The 20,630-nt window shown below is 45.9% G+C and carries 17 protein-coding genes; all 17 read right to left on the reverse strand.

What is annotated here, in order from left to right:
- Positions 1 to 12: 12 nt before the first annotated feature.
- Complete coding sequence (locus tag AABA11_RS00170) at positions 13 to 999, reverse strand: virulence RhuM family protein (protein ID WP_338264438.1); 987 nt, start codon at positions 997 to 999, stop codon at positions 13 to 15.
- Positions 1,000 to 1,063: 64 nt separating this feature from the next.
- On the reverse strand, positions 1,064 to 2,263 hold the full coding sequence (locus AABA11_RS00175; RefSeq protein WP_338264440.1) for a restriction endonuclease subunit S: 1,200 nt from the start codon (positions 2,261 to 2,263) through the stop codon (positions 1,064 to 1,066).
- Positions 2,260 to 3,813, reverse strand: a complete 1,554-nt coding sequence (locus AABA11_RS00180) for a type I restriction-modification system subunit M (RefSeq protein WP_338264442.1) — start codon at positions 3,811 to 3,813, stop codon at positions 2,260 to 2,262. The genes AABA11_RS00175 and AABA11_RS00180 overlap by 4 nt, the downstream gene beginning before the upstream one ends.
- A gap of 54 nt (positions 3,814 to 3,867) precedes the next feature.
- Positions 3,868 to 4,065 (reverse strand): helix-turn-helix domain-containing protein, encoded by a 198-nt coding sequence (locus tag AABA11_RS00185; RefSeq protein WP_115469689.1) that lies wholly within the window; start codon positions 4,063 to 4,065, stop codon positions 3,868 to 3,870.
- 81 nt (positions 4,066 to 4,146) lie between these two features.
- A complete protein-coding gene (locus AABA11_RS00190) occupies positions 4,147 to 4,602 on the reverse strand; it encodes a hypothetical protein (RefSeq protein WP_338264446.1) in 456 nt (151 codons plus the stop codon).
- Positions 4,583 to 6,616, reverse strand: a complete 2,034-nt coding sequence (locus AABA11_RS00195) for a hypothetical protein (protein ID WP_338264448.1) — start codon at positions 6,614 to 6,616, stop codon at positions 4,583 to 4,585. Before AABA11_RS00195 ends, AABA11_RS00190 begins: the two co-directional genes overlap by 20 nt.
- A complete protein-coding gene (locus AABA11_RS00200; RefSeq protein ID WP_338264450.1) occupies positions 6,613 to 8,343 on the reverse strand; it encodes a site-specific integrase in 1,731 nt (576 codons plus the stop codon). The genes AABA11_RS00195 and AABA11_RS00200 overlap by 4 nt, the downstream gene beginning before the upstream one ends.
- Positions 8,336 to 9,601 carry a site-specific integrase gene (locus tag AABA11_RS00205; RefSeq protein ID WP_338264451.1) on the reverse strand — a complete coding sequence of 422 codons (1,266 nt, stop codon included), beginning with the start codon at positions 9,599 to 9,601 and terminating at the stop codon, positions 8,336 to 8,338. Before AABA11_RS00205 ends, AABA11_RS00200 begins: the two co-directional genes overlap by 8 nt.
- A gap of 71 nt (positions 9,602 to 9,672) precedes the next feature.
- A complete protein-coding gene (locus AABA11_RS00210; protein WP_338264453.1) occupies positions 9,673 to 10,302 on the reverse strand; it encodes an N-6 DNA methylase in 630 nt (209 codons plus the stop codon).
- Between the two features lie 85 nt (positions 10,303 to 10,387).
- Complete coding sequence (gene hsdR, locus AABA11_RS00215) at positions 10,388 to 12,838, reverse strand: EcoAI/FtnUII family type I restriction enzme subunit R (RefSeq protein ID WP_265727437.1); 2,451 nt, start codon at positions 12,836 to 12,838, stop codon at positions 10,388 to 10,390.
- A 197-nt stretch (positions 12,839 to 13,035) separates the two neighbouring features.
- Positions 13,036 to 13,593 (reverse strand): D-glycero-beta-D-manno-heptose 1,7-bisphosphate 7-phosphatase, encoded by a 558-nt coding sequence (gmhB, locus tag AABA11_RS00220; RefSeq protein WP_265727436.1) that lies wholly within the window; start codon positions 13,591 to 13,593, stop codon positions 13,036 to 13,038.
- 51 nt (positions 13,594 to 13,644) lie between these two features.
- Positions 13,645 to 14,118: a Cys-tRNA(Pro) deacylase gene (ybaK, locus tag AABA11_RS00225; RefSeq protein ID WP_338264458.1), complete on the reverse strand. Its 474-nt coding sequence runs from the start codon at positions 14,116 to 14,118 to the stop codon at positions 13,645 to 13,647.
- A 40-nt stretch (positions 14,119 to 14,158) separates the two neighbouring features.
- The gene (locus AABA11_RS00230; RefSeq protein ID WP_338264460.1) at positions 14,159 to 15,607 is read right to left on the reverse strand and encodes a TrkH family potassium uptake protein; all 1,449 of its coding nucleotides are present in this window, start codon (positions 15,605 to 15,607) and stop codon (positions 14,159 to 14,161) included.
- A 104-nt stretch (positions 15,608 to 15,711) separates the two neighbouring features.
- On the reverse strand, positions 15,712 to 17,085 hold the full coding sequence (gene trkA, locus AABA11_RS00235; protein ID WP_265727434.1) for a Trk system potassium transporter TrkA: 1,374 nt from the start codon (positions 17,083 to 17,085) through the stop codon (positions 15,712 to 15,714).
- Positions 17,086 to 17,553: 468 nt separating this feature from the next.
- Complete coding sequence (rsmB, locus tag AABA11_RS00240; protein ID WP_338264463.1) at positions 17,554 to 18,912, reverse strand: 16S rRNA (cytosine(967)-C(5))-methyltransferase RsmB; 1,359 nt, start codon at positions 18,910 to 18,912, stop codon at positions 17,554 to 17,556.
- Positions 18,909 to 19,895 (reverse strand): methionyl-tRNA formyltransferase, encoded by a 987-nt coding sequence (gene fmt / locus AABA11_RS00245; RefSeq protein WP_338264465.1) that lies wholly within the window; start codon positions 19,893 to 19,895, stop codon positions 18,909 to 18,911. Before fmt ends, rsmB begins: the two co-directional genes overlap by 4 nt.
- Before the next feature lie 83 nt (positions 19,896 to 19,978).
- The gene (def, locus tag AABA11_RS00250) at positions 19,979 to 20,494 is read right to left on the reverse strand and encodes a peptide deformylase (protein ID WP_338264467.1); all 516 of its coding nucleotides are present in this window, start codon (positions 20,492 to 20,494) and stop codon (positions 19,979 to 19,981) included.
- Between the last annotated feature and the right edge of the window lie 136 nt (positions 20,495 to 20,630).

The raw sequence follows: 20,630 nt of genomic DNA on the forward strand, positions 1-20,630 counted from the left end.
TTAACAGCTTTTTCATTTCCCGATCAAAATCGGATTCGATACCTTGCTGCTTATTAAACTTATCGTATTCCGTATGGGCTTTCTGCTCAGCCAGCTGCGCGAAACACTTCCGTAGCCTTCCAGAATCTGATACTCATTGAACGCAAGAAACTTGTTCACACTCTCGGCAAAGCCTTCCATGGTAAAGGTATTGCGACGTTCAATAATGCCCTCTATGTAATCAAAGAAGGCCGACACCGCGCGTTCCAACTTTTTGATGTCGTCTTCGTTTAAGTAATTTTTAGCCACCGTGGCATCCGATTTTAACACCCGCCCGTCTGGTGCATTTTTATAGGTGCTCATGCCCATCAGGGCTTGGCTGGCATCGGCCTTTAGCGAAATAATCTCGGCGGCGGTATGGCCGGTAATGGCAAAGTGAAACTTGTCTTGCACATGGGCGTAAAACTGCTGGGTGGTTTTGGACTTAGGGTCGTAGTCGATACTGCACTCGGCAAAAATATCGGTGATCTGCTGATAGATGCGCCGCTCGCTGGCGCGTATGGAGCGCACCCGCTCCAACAGTTCACGAAAGTAGTCTTTACCAAAAAAACGGCCATTTTTCAGGCGTTCATCATCCATGGTAAAGCCCTTGATGATGTATTCTTTGATGAGTGCAGTCGCCCAGATGCGGAATTGGGTGGCCTGAGCGGAATTGACCCGATAGCCCACCGAAATCACCGCATCCAGATTGTAGTACTGGGTTTGGTATTTCTTACCGTCTTCGGCAGTTGTTTCCAAAATGAAAAGAACTGACTCCTGCTGTAACTCACCACTTTCAAAGATGTTTTTCAGATGCTTGGAAATGGCCGGCACGCCCACGCCAAACAGCTCGGCCATACGCTTCTGGGTAAGCCATAGGGTTTCGCCACTGAGCAGAACCTCTACTCTTACCGCGCCATTAGGGGTGGTGTAGAGTAAAAATTCAGTGGTTTGGTCTTTCAGGCTCAGCTGTTTGGTCATAGGGTTCCTTCCTTATGAATGAATGTCTGGGGACAGTATGCTCCTGTGAGCTTAAGCGGAGACATCAGGCCGCCGCCTCTGTATCAGGCTTAGGGAAGCTTAATAGTAAATCGCGGTAATACTCGTATTGCTTTTGGCGTAGTTCGATTTCTCGGGGTAGACCTTCGGTGATCGAATTGATGAGCGCGTCGAATTTGTCGAGGATGGCGACTATACGGGCTTGCTCAGCAAGCGATTTTTCAGGATCGTTTGGATACGGTATTGGAATAGATGTTTTTTTAATATTGTCATTATACAACCGCTTAATCACTCCACCGTCTGAAACATTCCAGTTTGCTATTTGATAAAAATAAAATAGAAATTTGTTCAGCACCTTACTTTCATCATTCTCAAGCCAAACAATGTTGCTATCTTGAAAATATGCATCTTCGCCATCAAAAATTACAGCTCTACCTATTGTGCCGCTAGCGGAAATAAGTACTTCGCCAACGTTAGGGTAGTTATATTTATCCCTGTACTCCTCGAAAATTTCGCGTGAAATATACGAGTTAGGTTCTTTGCCAAATGTTCCAATTTTAAAAAATGGGATGTCACCCGCGTCTAAAGTCTGATTTTTCATAATACGCTTACACATGCGAACTTCGCCAATCCAGCCTAAAGTCTTCCACTCCACATCCCCTTCTTCAAAACTCAACAACTGGTCACGATAGTAGTTGTATTGTTTTTTACGGGCATTAAGCTCGGTGGTCAGCTCGGTGGTCAGCTCGGTGAAGGTGTCCAGTATACGGACGATTTCGGCTTGGATTTCCAGTGATTTTTTGGGGTTGTCTGGGCAAGGGATGGGAATTTGGAAATTTTCGAGCATTGGCATGGTTATGTAAGGAACAGAACCTTTTCTCGAATTTTGAGTAATATATGCTTTCAAAGTATGTTTCAAATAGTGAAATAAATACATCACCTGAACGCATTCTTGAAAGTCACCAACGATATAAGTTCTCTGGTAGGCGTTAAACTTACCCTTGTAGTAATTTAAGTGGCCAACTTGACTTCCATTCCCTGATATTAAAATAGCCTCCAAATCAAAGGCATGTGTATTTATCTTATAAGGTGCTTCCTTGCACGTAAAAAATGGATAGATGCCATCATCTTCCATAGCATTAGCGTTTAATTTACCCGTTGTAATCAAACCGCACAGAGATTTCAGTGGTAGCCATTTTGTGACTGCTCCACCCAGCAGTTTCTCCATAAAACTCAATTGGCTCATCCCTCAATCTCCGCAACGATCCCATCGATATCTAAGCGCAGTTGATCGATCTTGGTGACAGTAATCTTCAGCTCAGCATTCAATTCTGCAATATTGGTTACCTCGCGGGTATCTTTAGCCTCTACATAACTGCTCACCGACAGGTTGTAGTCGTTAGCAACTTCATCATAAGGCACAGACCTAGCAAAGTGGTCCACATTTGCTTTGCTATCAAATACGTCCATGATCGCTTTGACGTGTTCATCGGTGAGGGTGTTGTTATTGGTTTCTTTCTTAAACAGCCCGCTTGCATCAATAAACTGGGTATTGGTGTCGGTTTTATGTTTGGAGAGCACTAGAATCGTTACGGCGATAGTGGTACCAAAAAACAAATTGGGCGCGAGTGAAATGACCGTTTCGACGTAGTTGTTGTCTACCAAATACTTACGGATTTTTTGCTCAGCGCCGCCCCGGTAAAAAATACCGGGGAAGCAAACAATCGCTGCACGGCCTTTGCTCGATAGGTAACTCAGTGCATGTAGCACAAAGGCAAAGTCGGCTTTGGATTTGGGTGCGAGCACGCCTGCGGGCGCAAAGCGTTCATCGTTAATGAGCGTTGGGTCGTCACTGCCTATCCACTTCACCGAATAAGGCGGATTAGAAACGATGGCATCAAAGGGTTTATCGTCACCAAAGTGCGGGTCAGTCAGGGTATTGCCCAACTGCACATTGAATTTGTCATAGTTGATGTTATGCAAAAACATATTCATACGGGCTAGGTTGTATGTGGTGTGGTTTATCTCCTGCCCGAAAAAGCCTTCTTCAATAATGTGGGCGTCGAAATGCTTTTTGGCTTGCAGCAGCAGCGAACCGGAACCGGCAGCTGGGTCGTAAATTTTATTGACGCTGGTTTGCTTGTGCATGGCCAACTGGGCAATCAGCTTTGATACGTGCTGCGGGGTAAAGAATTCACCGCCGGATTTACCGGCATTGGCGGCATAGTTGGAGATAAGAAATTCGTAAGCATCGCCGAATAAGTCGATTTGGGCAGCATCACTCTTTTCATAAAAATCATGACCAAAATCCAGGCCTGCCACGCCCTTTAAAACAGCGGCTAAGCGCAAGTTCTTATCTTTAACGGTATTACCGAGGCGGTTACTGGTGGTATCGAAATCGGCAAACAGGCCTTTGATGTCGCCCTCAGAAGGATAGCCACTGGCCGAGGCTTCGATAGCGGCAAAGGTGGCGGCTAAATCGGTGTTCAGACTTTCGTTGTTGTTGGCGTTTTTAGCCACAGTGGCAAACAGCTGGCTGGGGTAAATGAAGTAGCCCTTGGTTTTAATGGCATCGTCTTTGATGTCTGGCGTGATCACCTCATCGCCGAGCGCGGCGTAATGAATACTGTCGTCACCGGCTTCAATATAGAGGGCAAAGTTTTCGCTGATAAAGCGGTAAAACAAGGTGCCGAGGACATATTGTTTAAAGTCCCAACCATCTACTGAGCCACGTACATCGTTGGCGATGGCCCAGATCTGGCGTTGAAGGGCAGCACGTTGTTGTGAGCTTGTCATGTAGTCTTCCTGTTTATAATTGTTGGTTCGTTATCTTTAAAAGATTGTTCATTGCTATGCCAGTTCGAGCAGGTCACCTACCTGGCACTCAAACAGCAGGCATAGTTTCTCAATGGATTCTAGGTCCACTTTCTGGGCCGTTTCTTTGTAGAGCAGCGTGATAGTAGCGCGACTAAGCCCCGTCTCTCTGGCAACGTCAGCAATACGCATCTTGTGTTCGCCCATCATACGGGCGAGATGGCAGCGGATCATGGCTGTGCCTCTAGCAATTTGTTATTAGAATTAACACCGTAGCATACCAGCAATTATAGATTTGAGTAGCATTTTGTGAGTTCAACTTAAATTATTTCGATCAGAGAGATGCGTTACTTTACTGCTTGGTAATTGGGCACGAAGCCGTTGGTTTTCTAAGGTAAGCTCCAGAATGCATGTCTGAGCATCTAGCAATTGGCTTAGCGCCTTATCGCGCTGTTCTTCCAGAGACTTGTATTTCTCTTTTAGATCCCGGTTTCTCGATCTTTGAGCAAGCATCATTTGCCTAGACGATTTATGCGTTTGCTCATCTTTGTGGGTCTCGATCCAATCTTGAATCTCTGACACCAACTCAGGAAATCGTGCTCTACGAAGCGCAGAAGGGTCTACGCCAGCTTCTTTAGCAACATTGTTCTGGCTCAGTGGTGTGCCTTTTGGGACTATGTCTGGCTTTCCAAGTTTGAGACGCTCAAAGGCATCTCGAAACTTTAATTCAGCTTTACTGATTTTCTTTGGTTCAAGTGTTTTCGATGACATTGATTGCTCGCTCCGCTGATTCTAATTGTGCTTGTAATGATTCATGCATGGGTGAGCCTTCTTCGGCTTCAATAATTTGAATAGAAACCACTTCTCTAAGCTGATTTATCATCGGTAGTTTGTCTTTATCCAATAATGCAGATTTGCATGGCTTTTCTTCGCCGAACCCCATACAGGCGCTTATATTGCTGATACCACCTAATGGGCAGGGAGGCCCTGAGTTTGCGCAACCACCTAGAAATGTTTGTCGGTAACTAATATTGCCTGCCTTCGCTGCTTTGATTAGCTGCTTATGATCTTTTTCAGTTATCTCGTGAAGAATCTGATCCTTCCGTTTCTCACCATGAGGAGATACATATTGATCAGATTGTAAGGACTTAAATTCGCGTACCATTGCCTGGTACATTTGACGCAGATAATAACCACGGGTTTCATCGTTCAGTGGTTCTTTTAGGCGATAATAGTTTTTGCCATAGTATTGGCTCATGGCGCGACTAGCATGCTTAAGTTGGTACTGAAGTGAAGCTTCGCTCACCAATCCACTAGCAAGCATATTTACCGCACCGGTGCGTCTCAGTTGATGCCAGGCTAATGGCCACACTTTACCTACAGCAAACTTTTCAGGATCAAGCCCGTCAGTCAACCGGTTAGCCATCTCTAGATCTGCTTCTGTAATAGTCAGTTCTTTAGCATCGAAAAGTTTTGGCCAGATGTTCCAAATATCGCCATAGGATCGCGCCTTTTTGTATTTCTTGATAGGTTGCTTTAGCGGAGCCCGTGGGCTCCATGGCTCATGAGGTAGAGACTGCAAGACTGGATTTTCTATATCTTCCTTGGCTAATTTGATAAATGGGTTTTCTATAGCAGCTTTCATTCGCATACTTGCAACAGCTGTCATCGCTTTAACTGCAATATCTACAGTTGGTGAAACAATCCAACGAGCGTCGCCATCTTCAATGGTTTTAGTCGTAATACCTTTTAAAAGATGGATATCATTACCCAAAGGATCGGACTCTAGCTCATAACAGTCGGCTCTTAGTTTTCCAGCTTCTTCTACACGCATCAAAGAGAAGTTCAGAATATACGCAAGGCCAGCTTGGCAAACTAAACTCAAATAGCTTGAAAGAGTCACTGGCGCCATCTTATTCTCAGTGTTGCACCACTTTTCTAGAAGCCCCTCAATTTTATAATTCCTAATCGTGTCGCGAAACTTTCCATAAAACACTTTACCTGATTTCTGCAAGCCGATAGATCGCCTGCCGTTAAATGGGGCGTTGATTCCAATCCCTCCAAAAGCCATCGAAAGACTGCCTCCGGAATTTTTTGCATAGGCATCCAAACAAAAATTGTAACAAGCTTCGATGTCATCTTTATGGGCCATAAAGTCATCCAGACATTCTCGCAATCGGGTGATCTGATAATTCCAAATACGAACAGGGATATAAGCGGTTTGTATTGTCTCAATATTTGGTAAAGCTTCGCTAAGAATTTTTATCCCTTTTTCATTGAGTAAGGTAAACCCTAATTGTTCCTCGGCATAACTCAACATATTTAGGTACGAGATAAGCCGATTGCCCCTAGCAGAGTAATAGTTAGCAACGTCTTTGATTACTCTGGGGAACTTATATAACTCGGATGCAACTATGCCGTTATCTGTGCACGCTACAAATAGCGGCTTGATAGACTCAAACTTATGAACTAAATAACGGGCCGAGCGCACAGCACCCGCGCCCCAAAGCCACCAAGCAACTATTTGACGCAACAAAGAGGCATTCTCTGGACTTATTTTTTTTCCTTGCCCTGGCCCATCGCCGAAATGAATGGTTAGAGTGTGGCCTGCCCATGGAGATAGATCCCAACGAACATCGCCATAACGCGAAACCACATTTCCTTTAGCATCAGCAATCACTGGAAAATCGATCGGAGGCGGCCAACTAGATGGCCTGAAATTTTCCGCGCCAGTCGTAATTATCGGTGACTCAATTTGTAATCCTGGAAGCTCAGCAACATTCATACAATCATCTCCAACAATTTGATATGCCCGTCCCAATAAGGGTGATACCTGCCCGAGCGAATTGAATCTTTTGCTTCTTTGACCCACATAGCTCTAATTTGACTACCTGAGGCAATCGCTTCGAGTTTTTGAGTGATTCGGTCGATAACGCGATAACCTGGGTGTACTTCTTGTTTATTAGACGGTTTATAGAGAGCCGTCTCCAAACTCTTTATGTGAGAATGAGAAGCGAGTTTCCAACAATATTCAGAACTCATAATATCTCGATGCTTGGTACAGAAAAGACAACCTTCCGGACTAACGCAATCTGGTTTTGGCGCTTCTTTGGGAAGTTCTGCTATCGATTCAGGTTTATGGCCTTCGTCAATACAAAGACCGGGGCCAGGCGGTGAAAAAGCAGGATCTGTTGCGTTGTGAAAATTAATAATTTCAGCGGCTGCTGATTGGTGATGCGGCATCTCGTAGTCACGTAGAAGAACACCTTTATCGTGTGCCATTTGTTCAGCCGTGAGATTTAGGTCACGACTACGTCTAAGCAACCAATTTACTCGGGTTTTACGCAGTTGCTTAGGCCCAATGAACGCTAGGTTGATTTTCTTGAATGTCTCTTTGGTAGTAGAAAACTTCACTTTAGCGCCTTTCGCGCGAATCATTCCTCTACTCAAAAGAGGGAATAATCGATTGTCATGATCACTAAACCCCGTTTCATCTAGCCAAACCATATATTTTTCTAGGTGCTCACGATACGATTTGAAACAACGAAAAATGGCTTCACCACTACGGCGACCTTTATAAACACGAAAGACCTCAAGATCTTCACCGTTTGATTTCCATCGATAGCTCTCCTTTTCAAGACTCGCTGCTTGGGTAAGATTCATTCCAGTTTGCGCAATAAATATAAGCAACTCTGCTTCTACTCTTTGGTTAAGTATTCCAGAACGCTTGTGTCTATCGAACAGGCTTTCATCATCCGTCAATGGCGCTCTGGCAATCTGAGCATTGCGCCTCATGGTCATACCTTTAATAGAGTTTGTGTCCATACCTGGGTCTATTAAATTCCCCGCTAACGTCAGCACCATGTCACTGCCGACATCAATCAGTATCGGTAACTTTCCGCGGACTGTTGTTACATCCAAGGCGCCGCATATTTTTGTTAGTACATGACCATACTCGAATGTGTGATTTAGGTTCTGCTTATCGGCTTCGGCTCCTAAAACGCGCTTCTTCTCAGGCGGTTTTCTCATTCTTGTTTGAAGTACTAAGTTTTTACCGGGTTTAGCCCCAGGTAGCTGTAATGCTTTTGCAATTAGATCAGCCATTCTTGATACTTGCCGATAAGCGTAATTGGCGCTGATTTCTTTTTTGACATGAGATCTATGAATTTGGAGCTCAGTCCATCGTTTGAATATATCGATTAGCGTTTCTCGAGAAATATGCTCCGAATTAGCATCTGACCAAGAAAAAAAACGCCAAAGTACTTCCAAGCTTGATTCAACTAGTGCCCGAGATTTTCCGAGGCTAATCATAGAAGAAATAGCTTCATGAAAAGCAATAACTAGTGGGATTCGTTCTTCGATTGGCTTGCCAAATTCACCCTTATCTATCGATAACATCGCCGATTTTCGGGCTACAGTTGCAGCATCTTTGAATAGTAGTATTTTCATATCCCATGGCACTTGATGTGTACCAAGTGGAAAACTAGGAAACGTAAGATCTAGCTCACTCATCAGCAGATCCTCTAGCAAGCCCCATGAATAAGCTAGTAAATGCATCTGCCGCTTCGGACATTGCCTTATTAGCTTCGATGAACTTTATGTATTTCATGGTTGTGCTTTCATCTTTATGAAGACAGGATTCCCTCACATACTGAATGGCATCACCAACCGGCATGAACTTAAGTGCAACCCGCATTAACTCCGTTGCAAAAGTTGCTCGAGTTCTATGAAAATAAAATCCACGCAGCACTTTTATGCCTTCTTTTTTACCAGCTGACCGTAGGCGCGACATTTCCACGTTGACGGCTCGGCTATCATCACCACTATATGAATTTCCATAACGTGTAAGAAAAAGCAGACCTTGATCTTCAGGACTTGCTAATGCTTGCCGCTTTAGTCGTCTTGTACTGATTGAATAATCGAGCAGAAGATCAAGTAACTCTTCAGGAATTGGCACCGCCCCAGAAACACTAAATTTTGTTGCCACTGGCGGCCTTGCTCCGGGTCCAACTGCCAAACGCTTCCAACCAACCTCTGGAACAATCGTGGCATCCATTAATGTTTTTACTTTAAGGTCAGTGATGGAACCTAATCTCAAGCCAGTGAAGAAACCTATCCTAAGCATCAGCGAAAGCTCTTCTGTAGACACGTTATCTACTAAAGCTAGTATTTCTTTCATTGCTGAAATGGACACGGGTAATAAGCCATCTTCCAGTTGGATTGCTCCGGCAACTTTGCGATTAGGTATCGAGAGATCAGTACTAGACACACGCATAGTGTGTTCGAGACCAAATGAATTCGTGAGAGTTATTCCTACAGAGCGCTCTTCCCACATTGGCCATTCCGGTGAAATAAGCCGACGTGAGAGCATCCATTTATAGAAACGGATCACTGCCGCCATTCTCTGTGACGCAGTGCTTGGCGCAAGCTCGCCATTATTTCTTGCTGCTACCAAAGCCCCTCTGAAACGAATAAGGCATCGCTCACTTTCTCTTTCAGGGAAATGCCTCCAAGTCATTGACTCAGCTTCCAACCATTTCGCATACGCAAGAAGGTGAGATATATTAGAACGGACTGTTTTTAAATCACGCTTCGAGGATGTGGCTTGATCCAACGCCCAAAGATTAGCTTCAGCCCAAGTTGAATTATCTTCCCAAACAATTTGTGGAAGATTTTTGATTGGTTTTCTTTTTAAGTCTTTCCACTGAAGCGAGCCATCATTTATCTCTGCTCGTCGTGGTTGATAATGGATAAGCTCAAGACTGGCCATTAGGTTCCTCCTTGAATAGCTCAATACTAGTCAGCAAGGATTTCCATCTGAACAAAGAGCTTTTTAATTTGTCACCATTGAAGCATGTATGGTGTGGGATTAAAAGAAGGTATGTAACGTTTGCCGGCGGCAGGGTCCATAATTTGGTCGCCGAGCTTAGGGTCTAGGCGATTGACAATAAATTTGGTTACGGCACGGGGCGTGTAGAACTCCCCCGCATTACCTGCGCTTTGTAGGTCGCGCAGGATTTGTTCGTAAATGTCGCCAAACAGGTGGCGTTCATTGGAGTCGGTGAAGTCGATTTCGTTGAGTTTGTTGATCACCTGACGCAGCAAGGTGCCGTTTTTCATGTAGTTGTAGGCATCGCTAAACGCCTCTTTCACCACAAAGCCACGAGGGTTTAAATCGCGCGGTGCATTTAGTGCCTTCATATCAGGAAAGAGATCATCATTAACGAACTCTAAAAGCTCTTCACCGGTAATGCCTTCTGGGTTGGTGGCCCAGTTGCGCCATAAGTAGTTTTCTGGAATCGGCGCTTTGTACGAATCGTCCATCTCAAACTCTAACTCTTCTTCTTGCGCGTCAAAGACTTTTAAGAAGAGTAACCAAGACATTTGTCCGAGGCGCTGAGCGTCGCCGTCTACACCGGCGTCTTTGCGCATAATGTCTTGAATGGATTTGATAACAGTACTGATTGACATAAGGTTCTCTATTTTTTGAATGCGGGTGACACGCTACGCGTTCACGCCTGCGTAGTTATGTGCGCTGGCGTGGGCGTGTTGAGTATTAGGCTATTTGAGGTTGGTATAGCTCGTTTTCCAAGGCTTTTACCGCGTCGTAATATTGCTCTTTATCATTGTTGAATCCATTTTTGATGATCTCTCTCATGCGACCTATTTGGTCAAATGGGGCGACTTTAAGGACTTGAATATTTTCGATTTCGGATACGCCTTCATCGGCGTATTTGTCCAGCAATCGGGTGAGCACTTCTTGTGCCACGCCATCGAATTTGGTGAAGTAGTTACGCTTTTTCACGTTGTTCGCACGTTCTTTGCGCGTCAATGGCGGCTGATCATAGACGATATGACAAATCATATCGAATGGGTCGAGGTCTTTACCAACCTCTTGCTCTAGTAAACTCCAAATCACGCCCTGTTCTTCGAGCTCTTCGATGATGACTTGTTTTTTATCGGCGTCACGCCATTTTTTCACAAACTCATCTAAGCTGGCGAACTGCTTTTCAACGGTTTTACGGGTGTAATCTTTAAACGATTCTGTAACCAGTTTACCATCAGAATCATAGTACTGTACCCGTTCTGCAAGGACGCTCACTTTTACGCCTTTGACATGAAATTTGCGTACTTTGTCTTCGTCTTCACTGTCGTTGTTTAGGTTGTAGTCTGTATTGTCCCACGCATCGGGATTATCGTGGTGATATTCTGCGTCTGGTTCTTGAATGGCGTCTGGGTCCGAATTTTCGTCTGGAAGAACCCCGTCGTCGTGCCCATCAATAATCGACTCGAATGCGTCATCGGCTTCGAAGTCGCGCGCAGAGGCCACTTTTATTTGCTCTGGTTCGCCATCGAAACGTGGGTCGGCAAACAGCTCGGTGGCTTTTTTGAAGTCTAAAATAGTGAACCAAAGCTTGCCGTATTTATCGTCGATTCGGGTGCCACGGCCAATAATCTGTTTGAATTTGGTCATGGATTGGATGTTCTGATCCAAGACGATGAGTTTGCAGGTTTTCGCGTCGACACCGGTGGTCATGAGTTCTGAGGTTGTTGCGATTACAGGGTACGATTTTTTGGGGTTGGTGAAGTTGCCAAGTTGGCTTTTGCCTTCCTTTTCATCCCCTGTAATGCGCATTACGTATTTATCGTTTTTCATCATTTGTTCGGGATTGAGTCGAACTAATGCTTCTCGCATGCGTCGGGCATGGTCGATGTCGTTACAAAAAACGATGGTCTTGGCCATCGGATCGGTTCGCGTTAGGTAGTTAGTGATGGTTTTAGCGACCAATTCTGTGCGGTCATCGATCACGAGCGTGCGATCAAAGTCTTTCTGGTTATAAATTCGATCTTCTATTAGGTTGCCATGTGTGTCGACCTGATTTTTCTCTGGCCGCCAACCCTGCACATCTTTATCAATGTCCACTCGGATGACTTTATAAGGCGCGAGGAAACCGTCTTCGATGCCTTGTTTGAGCGAGTAGGTGTAAATGGGGTCGCCAAAGTATTCAATATTGGATACGTCTTCGGTTTCTTTTGGGGTGGCGGTCAGACCTATCTGTGTTGCGCTGGAGAAGTAATCCAGAATCTCGCGCCAGTGACTGTTTTCGTCAGCGCTGCCACGATGGCACTCGTCGATAACGATTAAGTCGAAAAAGTCTTCTGATACGTTTTTGTAGGCTTTTTGAAGCTCTTCTGACCCTGTCATGCCTTGATACAGACCTAGGTAAATCTGGTAAGAAGGGTCGATTTTATGCCCTTTTATGATCGTCATGTTGGTATCAAATGGCTGAAAGTCACCAATATGGGTTTGCTCTATCAGCGCGGTACGATCCGCTAAAAACAAAATACGTTTCTTGGCTTTGGCTTTCCATAAACGCCAAATAATTTGAAAGGCGGTGTAGGTTTTGCCTGTTCCAGTCGCCATCACTAATAAAAGACGGTCTTGTCCTTTGGCTATGGCATCGATGGTTTGGTTAATGGCCTGCATCTGATAATAACGCGGCGCTTTACCTTCGCTATCGTTGTAATAGCTCTGGCTCACTAACGGCAGCTGGTGTGCTTGGTAACCTTTCCAAACAATGTATTTTTGCCAAAGCTGTTCGCAGCTTGGAAAGTCTTCTAGCGCTATTTCCGTTTCGATTTGATTCGGGTTCGTTTTATCGTGGAATAAAAAGCCATCGCCATTAGAGGAAAACACAAAAGGTACTTTTAGTAATTCAGAGTAGCCTAAAGCTTGTTGGATGCCGTGACCAATAGGGTATTTATTGGCTTTGGCTTCAATGACTGCCAGTGGCATGCCGTCTTTATAAAACAAAACGATATCGGCAAATTTCGCTCGTTGACGAGCTGCCATTTGCCCTCGAACCACCACCTTGCCATCCGTAATGGGAAACTCTTGGCGTATCTGAGTGTGATCATCCCATCCCGCGCTTTTGACGGCGGGTAGTATGAGTTTGGTGATGATGTCGGTTTCGGTAAGTTTGGCTTTGTTCATCCCTTGAGACATATAGACTTCCATAACTAAACAGGTGTTTGCTTTATGATAATTTACTTATCTTGAGATTGAATTGCTACTCATGTTGCATTTCTCTGAAAAAGTGCCTGACAAATACCCAATAAAATCGGCGACCTAATAAAGACAAACCCGCTGTTGGTAAGCAGTTACTAACAGTGGGTTTGTTGTGCGTTGGGTGTGACGTTCGATCAGCTGTATTTGTGCAATGTGGCGATGGTAAAGGCGGCAAGGTCGGTATAGACAGCGAAGGGAAAATCGATCGCTTTGTACTGCGTCTCACGGCCTTTTCCTGTTAATACCAATACTGGCGAACAACCACGTGCATTTCCTGCCTGAAGGTCTCTCAGAGAGTCTCCGACCATGATGGCGGGGTGTTCTTCGAATGACAGTCCAAGCTCCGCTTCGATGTTTTCGATCATGCCGCTTTTGGGTTTTCGGCAGTGGCAGTTGTCGTCTGGTCCATGTGGGCAATATTGAATGCCGCTGATGGTGCCGCCCTCTGCTTCTACCAGTGCGATCATTTTGTCGTGCATGGCTTGCAGCGTGATGTCGTCGTAATAACCGCGCGCAATGCCGGACTGGTTCGTCACCACAAAGACGTTAAAACCGGCTTTGGAAAGTGCGGCGATTGATTTGATACTGCCCGGAATGGGTTGCCATTCTTCGACGGATTTTACATAGGCGTCGGAATCTTGGTTGATGACGCCGTCTCGGTCTAACAAAATAATCGGTTTAATTTGCGCCATATAAAATGCCTTTGTGTTGAGCGTGTTTTAAGAAAGATGGGGGTTTGACGTTTATTTGGCGTCGCCAATGTCTGCGAAGACAGCGTTACGACACGCTAGGCTGAGGTCGCCAGGAGCCAGACCGATGTCGAGCCCTCGTTGGCCGCCGCTGACGTAGATTTTGTCAAAGTGGTGCGCACTTTGGTCGATGCATGTCACGAGACTTTTCTTTTGGCCGATTGGGCTGATGCCACCGACCAAATACCCTGTGAGCCGTTCCGCTTGCTTGGTGTCTGCCATGTGTAATTTTTTCACGCCCAGCGCACTGGCAGCGCGTTTTAAATTCAAAGTGCCGGTGACGGGCACAATGGCAACAAACACCTGCTTATCATCGCTGACCAGTAAAGTTTTGAAAACACACGCAGGATCTAGGTTTAGCTTTTGCGCCGCTTCTTCTCCAAAATTTGTGCAATCTCGATCGTGTTCGTATTCGTGAATACTGAAAGCAATCTTCGATTTTTTGAGCAGGTTGATCGCCGGTGTCACCGTGTGAATCCTTTTATGCTGAGCAAACGTTTAACGCGCTCTATTTTTGCCAAAACATGGGCGTGAACAAGACCAACAAGGTAAAGACTTCCAAACGCCCTAACAGCATAGAGAAACACAACATCCATTTGGCAGGATCGCTAACACTGGTAAAGCTTGATGCCACGTCACCTAAACCTGGGCCTAAGTTATTTAACGTGGCGGCCACCGCAGACCAGGCGGTTACCTGATCCAAACCCGTCGCCATGAGGCCAATCATTAACACCACATACACCAATAGATAGGCGGAGAAGAACCCCCAGACAGCAGACACAACACGTTCGTTGATCGCTTTGCCGCCGACTTTGACGGGGATGACCGCGTTGGGGTGAATCAGACGTTGAATTTCACGCATGCCTTGTTTGAGGATAAGCAGAATCCGTATTACCTTCATGCCGCCGCCGGTTGAGCTTGCGCAGCCACCAACAAAGGATGTGACGATTAATAAGAACGGTAAGAAATGAGGCCAGCTGGCAAAGTCTGACGTACCAAAGCCAGACGTTGTCGCGATAGACACACTTTCGAAAACGGCGTAACGAATGGAGGTCCCCCAATCGTAAGTCGATGTCATTGCCAGTACGAGCGTGCTTAGAATCACCGTGCTAGAAAGTATCAATAAAAAGAAGCGCGCTTCTGGGTCTTTGAAATAATGCCAAACGCTCTTGTGTCGCCACGCGTAGAAATGCAAGGCAAAGTTGAATGCAGACACGATCATGAAGAAGGTACAAATCATCTCGATAGCAACGCTATTGAAATAACCGATACTGTCGTCGTGTGTGGAGAAACCACCAATCGCCACTGTTGAAAAACTGTGGCAGATGGCGTCGAATAAACTCATTCCCGCAATCCAATACCCCAAGGCGCAAACACTCGTTAGGGTGGCGTAGATGTACCATAGTGCTTTGGCTGTTTCTGCAATACGTGGCGTGAGTTTGGTGTCTTTTACCGGCCCCGGTGTTTCTGCACGGTAAAGCTGCATACCACCGATGCCCAGCATAGGCATGATGGCAACCGCCAATACGATGATACCCATACCGCCCAACCAAGTGAGCAACTGACGATAAAATAAAATCGATTGAGGCAAGTCATCGATTCCCGTCAGGATGGTCGCTCCGGTGGTTGTTAGCCCTGAAATGGATTCAAACAAGGCATCGGTAAAGGTGAGATCTGGCGTCTCGGCCAAAAAGAATGGCACCGAACCGAATAAACCCAGTACCGTCCAGAACAACACTGTGACCAAGAAGCCATCGCGAATTTTTAATTCGCCACGTTCTTTTCGAACTGGAAACCACAGGAAAAACCCGCCCGCAATGTTGATCGCCAATGCGTATAAAAAGGCATTCAGTGCGCCATCGGAATAAATCAATGAAACGATAATTGGTGGTATCAGTGACACACTGAACACCATAACCAATAATCCGATGACACGTAAAATAACACTAAAATGCATACTGCTTTCCTTGAGCCGAACCGTGTTCGTTGGTTTGGCCTGCGTTAAAAATCGGCGGACACTTTTGAATAAAAGCGGTCTTTTTATACCAATGGAAGTTTACATTAAAAGAAAGTTAAACCCACTTGGAACAGTTGCTCAACCGCCGGAATTTGTTTTTTGTTGGTGACAAAGATGATGACGTGGTCTTCTGCTTGGATGACCAATTCACTGGTCGCCACGATCAAATCGTCTTCGCGAACAATGGCACCGATGGTGGCGCCTTCGGGTAGATTCAAATTCGCAATACTGCGACCAACCACTTTTGAGGAGCGATAATCGCCGTGCGCTACGGCTTCCAATGCTTCTGCCGCCCCTTTGCGCATCGAGTGAACATTGACCACGTCACCGCGGCGGATGTAGCTCAATAAAGAACTGATGGTGGTTTGTTGAGGCGAAATGGCGATGTCGATCATGCCTTCTTGCACGATGTCCACATAAGCGGGGTTGTTGATGATCGTCATAACCGTTCGCACGCCCAGTACTTTGGCCAACATAGAAGACATAATGTTGGCTTCATCGTTATTGGTCAGCGCACAGAAAACGTCGGTGGATTCAATGTTCTCTTCTAACAGCAATTCTTGCTTGGACGCGTCACCGTTAAGCACGATGGTATTGTCCAGCGTTTCGGACAAATAGCGGCAACGTTCTGGGTCACGCTCAATGATTTTCACGCGATACTCTTTTTCCAAACTCTGTGCCAATCGCTCACCAATGTTGCCGCCACCGGCGATAATGATGCGTCGATAAGGCGTGTCCAAAGGACGCAATTCGCTCATTACGTCCAATACATCGCGTTGCGCAGTCAAGAAAAAGACTTCGTCATTGGCATGGATGTGCGTGTTGCCATCAGGCGAAATGGATTTACCATCTCGATAAATGGCCGCGATTCGCGTCTGAATAGACGGCATGTGTTCTTTCAAAAAGCTGATTGGTTGGTCGATTAATGGACCACCCTTTTCGGCTTTGACCACCACTAGCTGAACTTTGCCTTCGGCAAATTCCATGACTTGCAACGCGCCTGGGTAACGAATCAAACGACTTAAATGTTTGGTCACTTCTTTTTCTGGACTGATTCGAACGTCCATCGGTAAAGCTTGGTCACTGAATAATTCTGGATAATGTGAGTAAGCACTGGAACGGACACGACCAATTTTGGTAGGGGTTTTAAACAAGGTATGCGCAACCTGACACGCCACCATGTTGGTTTCATCTTGGTTGCTTACGGCAATCAGCATATCGGCGTCATTACAGCCGGCTTGGTTTAACACATCTGGGTGTGCACCGTTGCCTTCTACCGTTTGTATGTCCAGTCTGTCTTGCAGTTCTCTAAGGCGATTTAGATCTGTATCAATGACGGTAATATCGTTATCTTCACTTGCTAAGTTTTCAGCAAGCGTCGCGCCGACTTGGCCCGCACCTATAATGATGATTTTCATAATCTGCCTTTCGCTACCTTAGGGATCGCATTGTGTGTTGTGGTGGTCTTCGGATCTTTGAATTCGCGTGCTTATTTTTTACTCGAATCCAGTAGTGCAAGTTTACCCACATAAAGGCAAATATTTAACTTGAACTTGCGAAATACTCGTAATTATTTTGCCTTATCAACGCCTGTTTTTTTCTGGACTGGTTCTAGGCTAATGAAATCCATTCAGGTCGGTTACTTTACATTTTCAATTTGCTCTCACTAACGTCTTATCAAGAAGGAGCCTTTGATCAAGTAGGCACTTTATTTCAAGCCGGCGTTGTTGGCTCTAAAGAGTTAGACCTAAAATTAAGGCAAAAAAATACCCAGCAAGCTGTGTTTCATGTGAAACAATTTGCTGGGTATTTTCGGGAAATAGAAAGCAGCTCAATAAGTTGGCTGTATCTATCGGTTACTCATCGTTCTTTAGACGCCATTTTTGTTATGCGGTTTTTTGCAGTAGGCAATAATAAAAGCCGTCATGAGCTTCAACCATCGGGAACAGCTGGCGTCCGTGGCTCACTTCCATTCCCCACTCTAAGGTTAGTTCGGGTGCCAATGAATTTAGCGGGACCTCGTTGGCGTCATCTTGTTGAGCCAGAAAATGCCGAATCTGCTGCTCGTTTTCTTCTGGCATCAAAGAGCAAGTTGCATAGAGCATGTGGCCACCGGGTTTTAATGTCTTCCAAACATTCTGAAGGATGTCGCGTTGAATCTCGACCAGCTCGTTAATGTCCGCTGGCTTTCGATTGATCTTAATGTCTGGGTTGCGGCGAATCACACCCGTTGCTGAACAAGGTACGTCGAGCAGTATTTTGTCGAATGGCTCGCCATTCCACCATGAGGTAATGTCACCCGCATCGGCGCAGATCAAGTTGGCTTGGTAGCCTAAGCGTGCGATGTTGGATTCGATTTTTTCCATGCGCCATGGTTCTAGTTCGACGGCGGTCAAATCCAAAGGATGAGCCTGCTCTAATAAATGCCCTGTTTTGCCTCCGGGAGCGGCGCACGCATCCAGAAGTTTTTCGCCTGTTTTCGGTGCCAATATATGAGCAGACAGTTGCGCGGCTTCATCTTGCACACTGGCAAAACCTTCTTCGAAATTAGGTAACTCACCTACTCGCACTGCATTTTTTAGGTACAGAGCTGACGGTGAGAATTCCCCTGCAGTGGATTTTATACCCAGTTCTTGGAGTTGCGATTGATATGTTTCACGTGAAACTCGACTCTCGTTCACTCGGATACACATTGGCGGATGCGTGTTGCTGGCATCGACAATGCCTTCGAACTGCTCTGGCCAATGTTTGTTGAAGCGCTTTAGTAACCACTTTGGTTGGTTGTATTCGACCGATGGTGTCGATTCTAAGCTCTCAATAATTTCATCGGCTTCTCTCTGGTAACGACGCAATACTGCGTTCATTAGCTTGGTTGCCCAGTCTTTTTTCAGCAGTCGACATGCTTCGACGGACTCGTTCACTGCAGCGTGATCTGGCGTGTTCATATAGCTTAATTGGTACAAGCCTAATAACAAGGTCGCGTATAAATCTGTGTCCTTTTCTTCGAACGGGTGCGCCAACAGATGCAATGCAATGCTGTTTAGCTTTGGGTATTGACGGCATACGCCAAAGCAAAGCTCTTTTAATAATGGAATATGTTCGCTGGCAACACTGGTTTGATGGCGAGCCAATTGGGTGCTCAGTGAACCCTGCTGAAGCAAAATATTGGTAATGACTTCGATCGCAACTTGGCGGGCGCTGTGTTGGATAGACACGGTCTCGGTTGGTGTATTCGGTTGGCTCATAATGTTTGCTCGGTAAGGCCAAGGCATTGGCCAATTTCTAGGGCGGCTTTGTGTTTGCCGTTTAGGGCATCTTGAATCTTCATGCGTTTACCACCAGCAAACTGCACTTCACTAATAAGTAGAGACCCTTGGCCGGTTGCGACAATAATACCCTCTTTACTCACCACCAATATTTCTCCTGGTGAAAAGCTGTCGTCGCTCACGGTGGCTATTTGGGCGGCATGAATCTTCATGATGCCAGCCAAGCTGTTGGTGTACGCAACCGGCCACGGAGACAAACCGCGAATTTGACGTTCGATCAATTCTGCAGACTGGGACCAATTTACATCGCCTTCTTGCTTAGTAAGCTTTGCGGCGTAGCAAGTGACACTGTCGTCTTGTTGCTCCGGTACCAAAGTTCCTTCCTTAAATTTTTCCAGTGCGTTAATCAATGCACTGCCACCCAGAACAGCCAAGCGATCGTGCAGCGTGGCAGATGTGTCGCTGGGCTTGATGTCACAATGCGCTTTTAACAGCATTGCGCCCGTGTCCAAGCCCACATCCATTTGCATGATAGTAATGCCTGTTTCAATATCGCCGGCCATCAGAGCACGGTGAATAGGCGCCGCGCCACGCCAGCGCGGTAATAAAGAAGCGTGCACGTTGATGCAGCCAAATTTTGGGGTATCCAGTACCACTTTCGGCAGAATAATCCCGTAAGCGGCTACGATCATAAGATCCGCATCAAGCGCCGCCAGTTGTGCTTTGTCTTCGTCAAGTTTGAAATTGAGCGGCTGAAAAACAGGAATATCATTGGCAATAGCCAGTTGCTTAACGGGGCTTTGAACCAATTTTTGGCCGCGACCTGCTGGGCGATCTGGTTGCGTGTACACGCCGACGAGTTCATAGTGATTGTCCGCTTTAGCGTCTAAAAGCGCCTGTAGGCTGGCGGCGGCAAATTCGGGGGTGCCTGCAAAAACAATACGAAGTGGTGAGGTTGGCATAGGGATTCCTTAACAAAAAATCAGGCCAAAGCCTGATTTTATAAAACGTTGTAATGATCTAAGGCAAAACCAGACGTATCGGTTTAGCCTTGTTTTTGTGCCAGCTTGTGGGCTTTTTCTAGTTTGCTTTTGATGCGGTTGCGCTTCAATGGTGACAAATAATCGACCATAAGCTTGCCATCAAGATGGTCAACTTCGTGCTGAACACAAACTGCCATCAATTCGTCAACGTCCAACGCGAAGGGTTTACCATGTCGGTCTAATGCTTTTACTCGCACTTTGGCGGCACGGTAAATGTGTTCGTAAAACCCCGGAACCGACAAGCAGCCTTCTTGGAATTCGTTTGGCTCGTCGTCCAACACTTCAAACTCTGGGTTAATGAACACAATGGGTTCGTTACGCTCTTCAGAGAAATCCATCACCACAAGACGGTAATGGTAATCCACTTGTGTGGCCGCCAACCCCAAGCCATTTTCGTCGTACATGGTGTCTAGCATGTCGTCGATTTGAGTTTGCAGTGCGTCAGTGAATTCAGTAATAGGCTTCGCAACTTTGCGTAAGCGGTTGTCTGGGTATTCGAGTACAGTTAAAACAGCCATGATCTTTTCCAACGATGTGTCTTTGTTCATGAGAGGAGACGCTCTCTCCTGCTCTTTATATTGACTCTATTGTAACGCAAGTCACGCTGTTGAGCAGTCTTCTCATGGCGGTTTTTTGGTCAATATGATTGAATAG

It is taken from the genome of Marinomonas pontica (genome assembly GCF_036322735.1).
Taxonomy (GTDB): domain Bacteria; phylum Pseudomonadota; class Gammaproteobacteria; order Pseudomonadales; family Marinomonadaceae; genus Marinomonas; species Marinomonas pontica.

What these genes read in the sequence shown, in the direction of transcription:
- AABA11_RS00170 (WP_338264438.1), bottom strand. Translation starts at nt 999, where the DNA reads ATGACCAAACAGCTGAGCCTGAAAGACCAAACCACTGAATTTTTACTC.
- AABA11_RS00175 (WP_338264440.1), bottom strand. Translation starts at nt 2,263, where the DNA reads ATGAGCCAATTGAGTTTTATGGAGAAACTGCTGGGTGGAGCAGTCACA.
- AABA11_RS00180 (WP_338264442.1), bottom strand. Translation starts at nt 3,813, where the DNA reads ATGACAAGCTCACAACAACGTGCTGCCCTTCAACGCCAGATCTGGGCC.
- AABA11_RS00185 (WP_115469689.1), bottom strand. Translation starts at nt 4,065, where the DNA reads ATGATCCGCTGCCATCTCGCCCGTATGATGGGCGAACACAAGATGCGT.
- AABA11_RS00190 (WP_338264446.1), bottom strand. Translation starts at nt 4,602, where the DNA reads ATGTCATCGAAAACACTTGAACCAAAGAAAATCAGTAAAGCTGAATTA.
- AABA11_RS00195 (WP_338264448.1), bottom strand. Translation starts at nt 6,616, where the DNA reads ATGAATGTTGCTGAGCTTCCAGGATTACAAATTGAGTCACCGATAATT.
- AABA11_RS00200 (WP_338264450.1), bottom strand. Translation starts at nt 8,343, where the DNA reads ATGAGTGAGCTAGATCTTACGTTTCCTAGTTTTCCACTTGGTACACAT.
- AABA11_RS00205 (WP_338264451.1), bottom strand. Translation starts at nt 9,601, where the DNA reads ATGGCCAGTCTTGAGCTTATCCATTATCAACCACGACGAGCAGAGATA.
- AABA11_RS00210 (WP_338264453.1), bottom strand. Translation starts at nt 10,302, where the DNA reads ATGTCAATCAGTACTGTTATCAAATCCATTCAAGACATTATGCGCAAA.
- hsdR (WP_265727437.1), bottom strand. Translation starts at nt 12,838, where the DNA reads ATGTCTCAAGGGATGAACAAAGCCAAACTTACCGAAACCGACATCATC.
- gmhB (WP_265727436.1), bottom strand. Translation starts at nt 13,593, where the DNA reads ATGGCGCAAATTAAACCGATTATTTTGTTAGACCGAGACGGCGTCATC.
- AABA11_RS00230 (WP_338264460.1), bottom strand. Translation starts at nt 15,607, where the DNA reads ATGCATTTTAGTGTTATTTTACGTGTCATCGGATTATTGGTTATGGTG.
- trkA (WP_265727434.1), bottom strand. Translation starts at nt 17,085, where the DNA reads ATGAAAATCATCATTATAGGTGCGGGCCAAGTCGGCGCGACGCTTGCT.
- rsmB (WP_338264463.1), bottom strand. Translation starts at nt 18,912, where the DNA reads ATGAGCCAACCGAATACACCAACCGAGACCGTGTCTATCCAACACAGC.
- fmt (WP_338264465.1), bottom strand. Translation starts at nt 19,895, where the DNA reads ATGCCAACCTCACCACTTCGTATTGTTTTTGCAGGCACCCCCGAATTT.
- def (WP_338264467.1), bottom strand. Translation starts at nt 20,494, where the DNA reads ATGGCTGTTTTAACTGTACTCGAATACCCAGACAACCGCTTACGCAAA.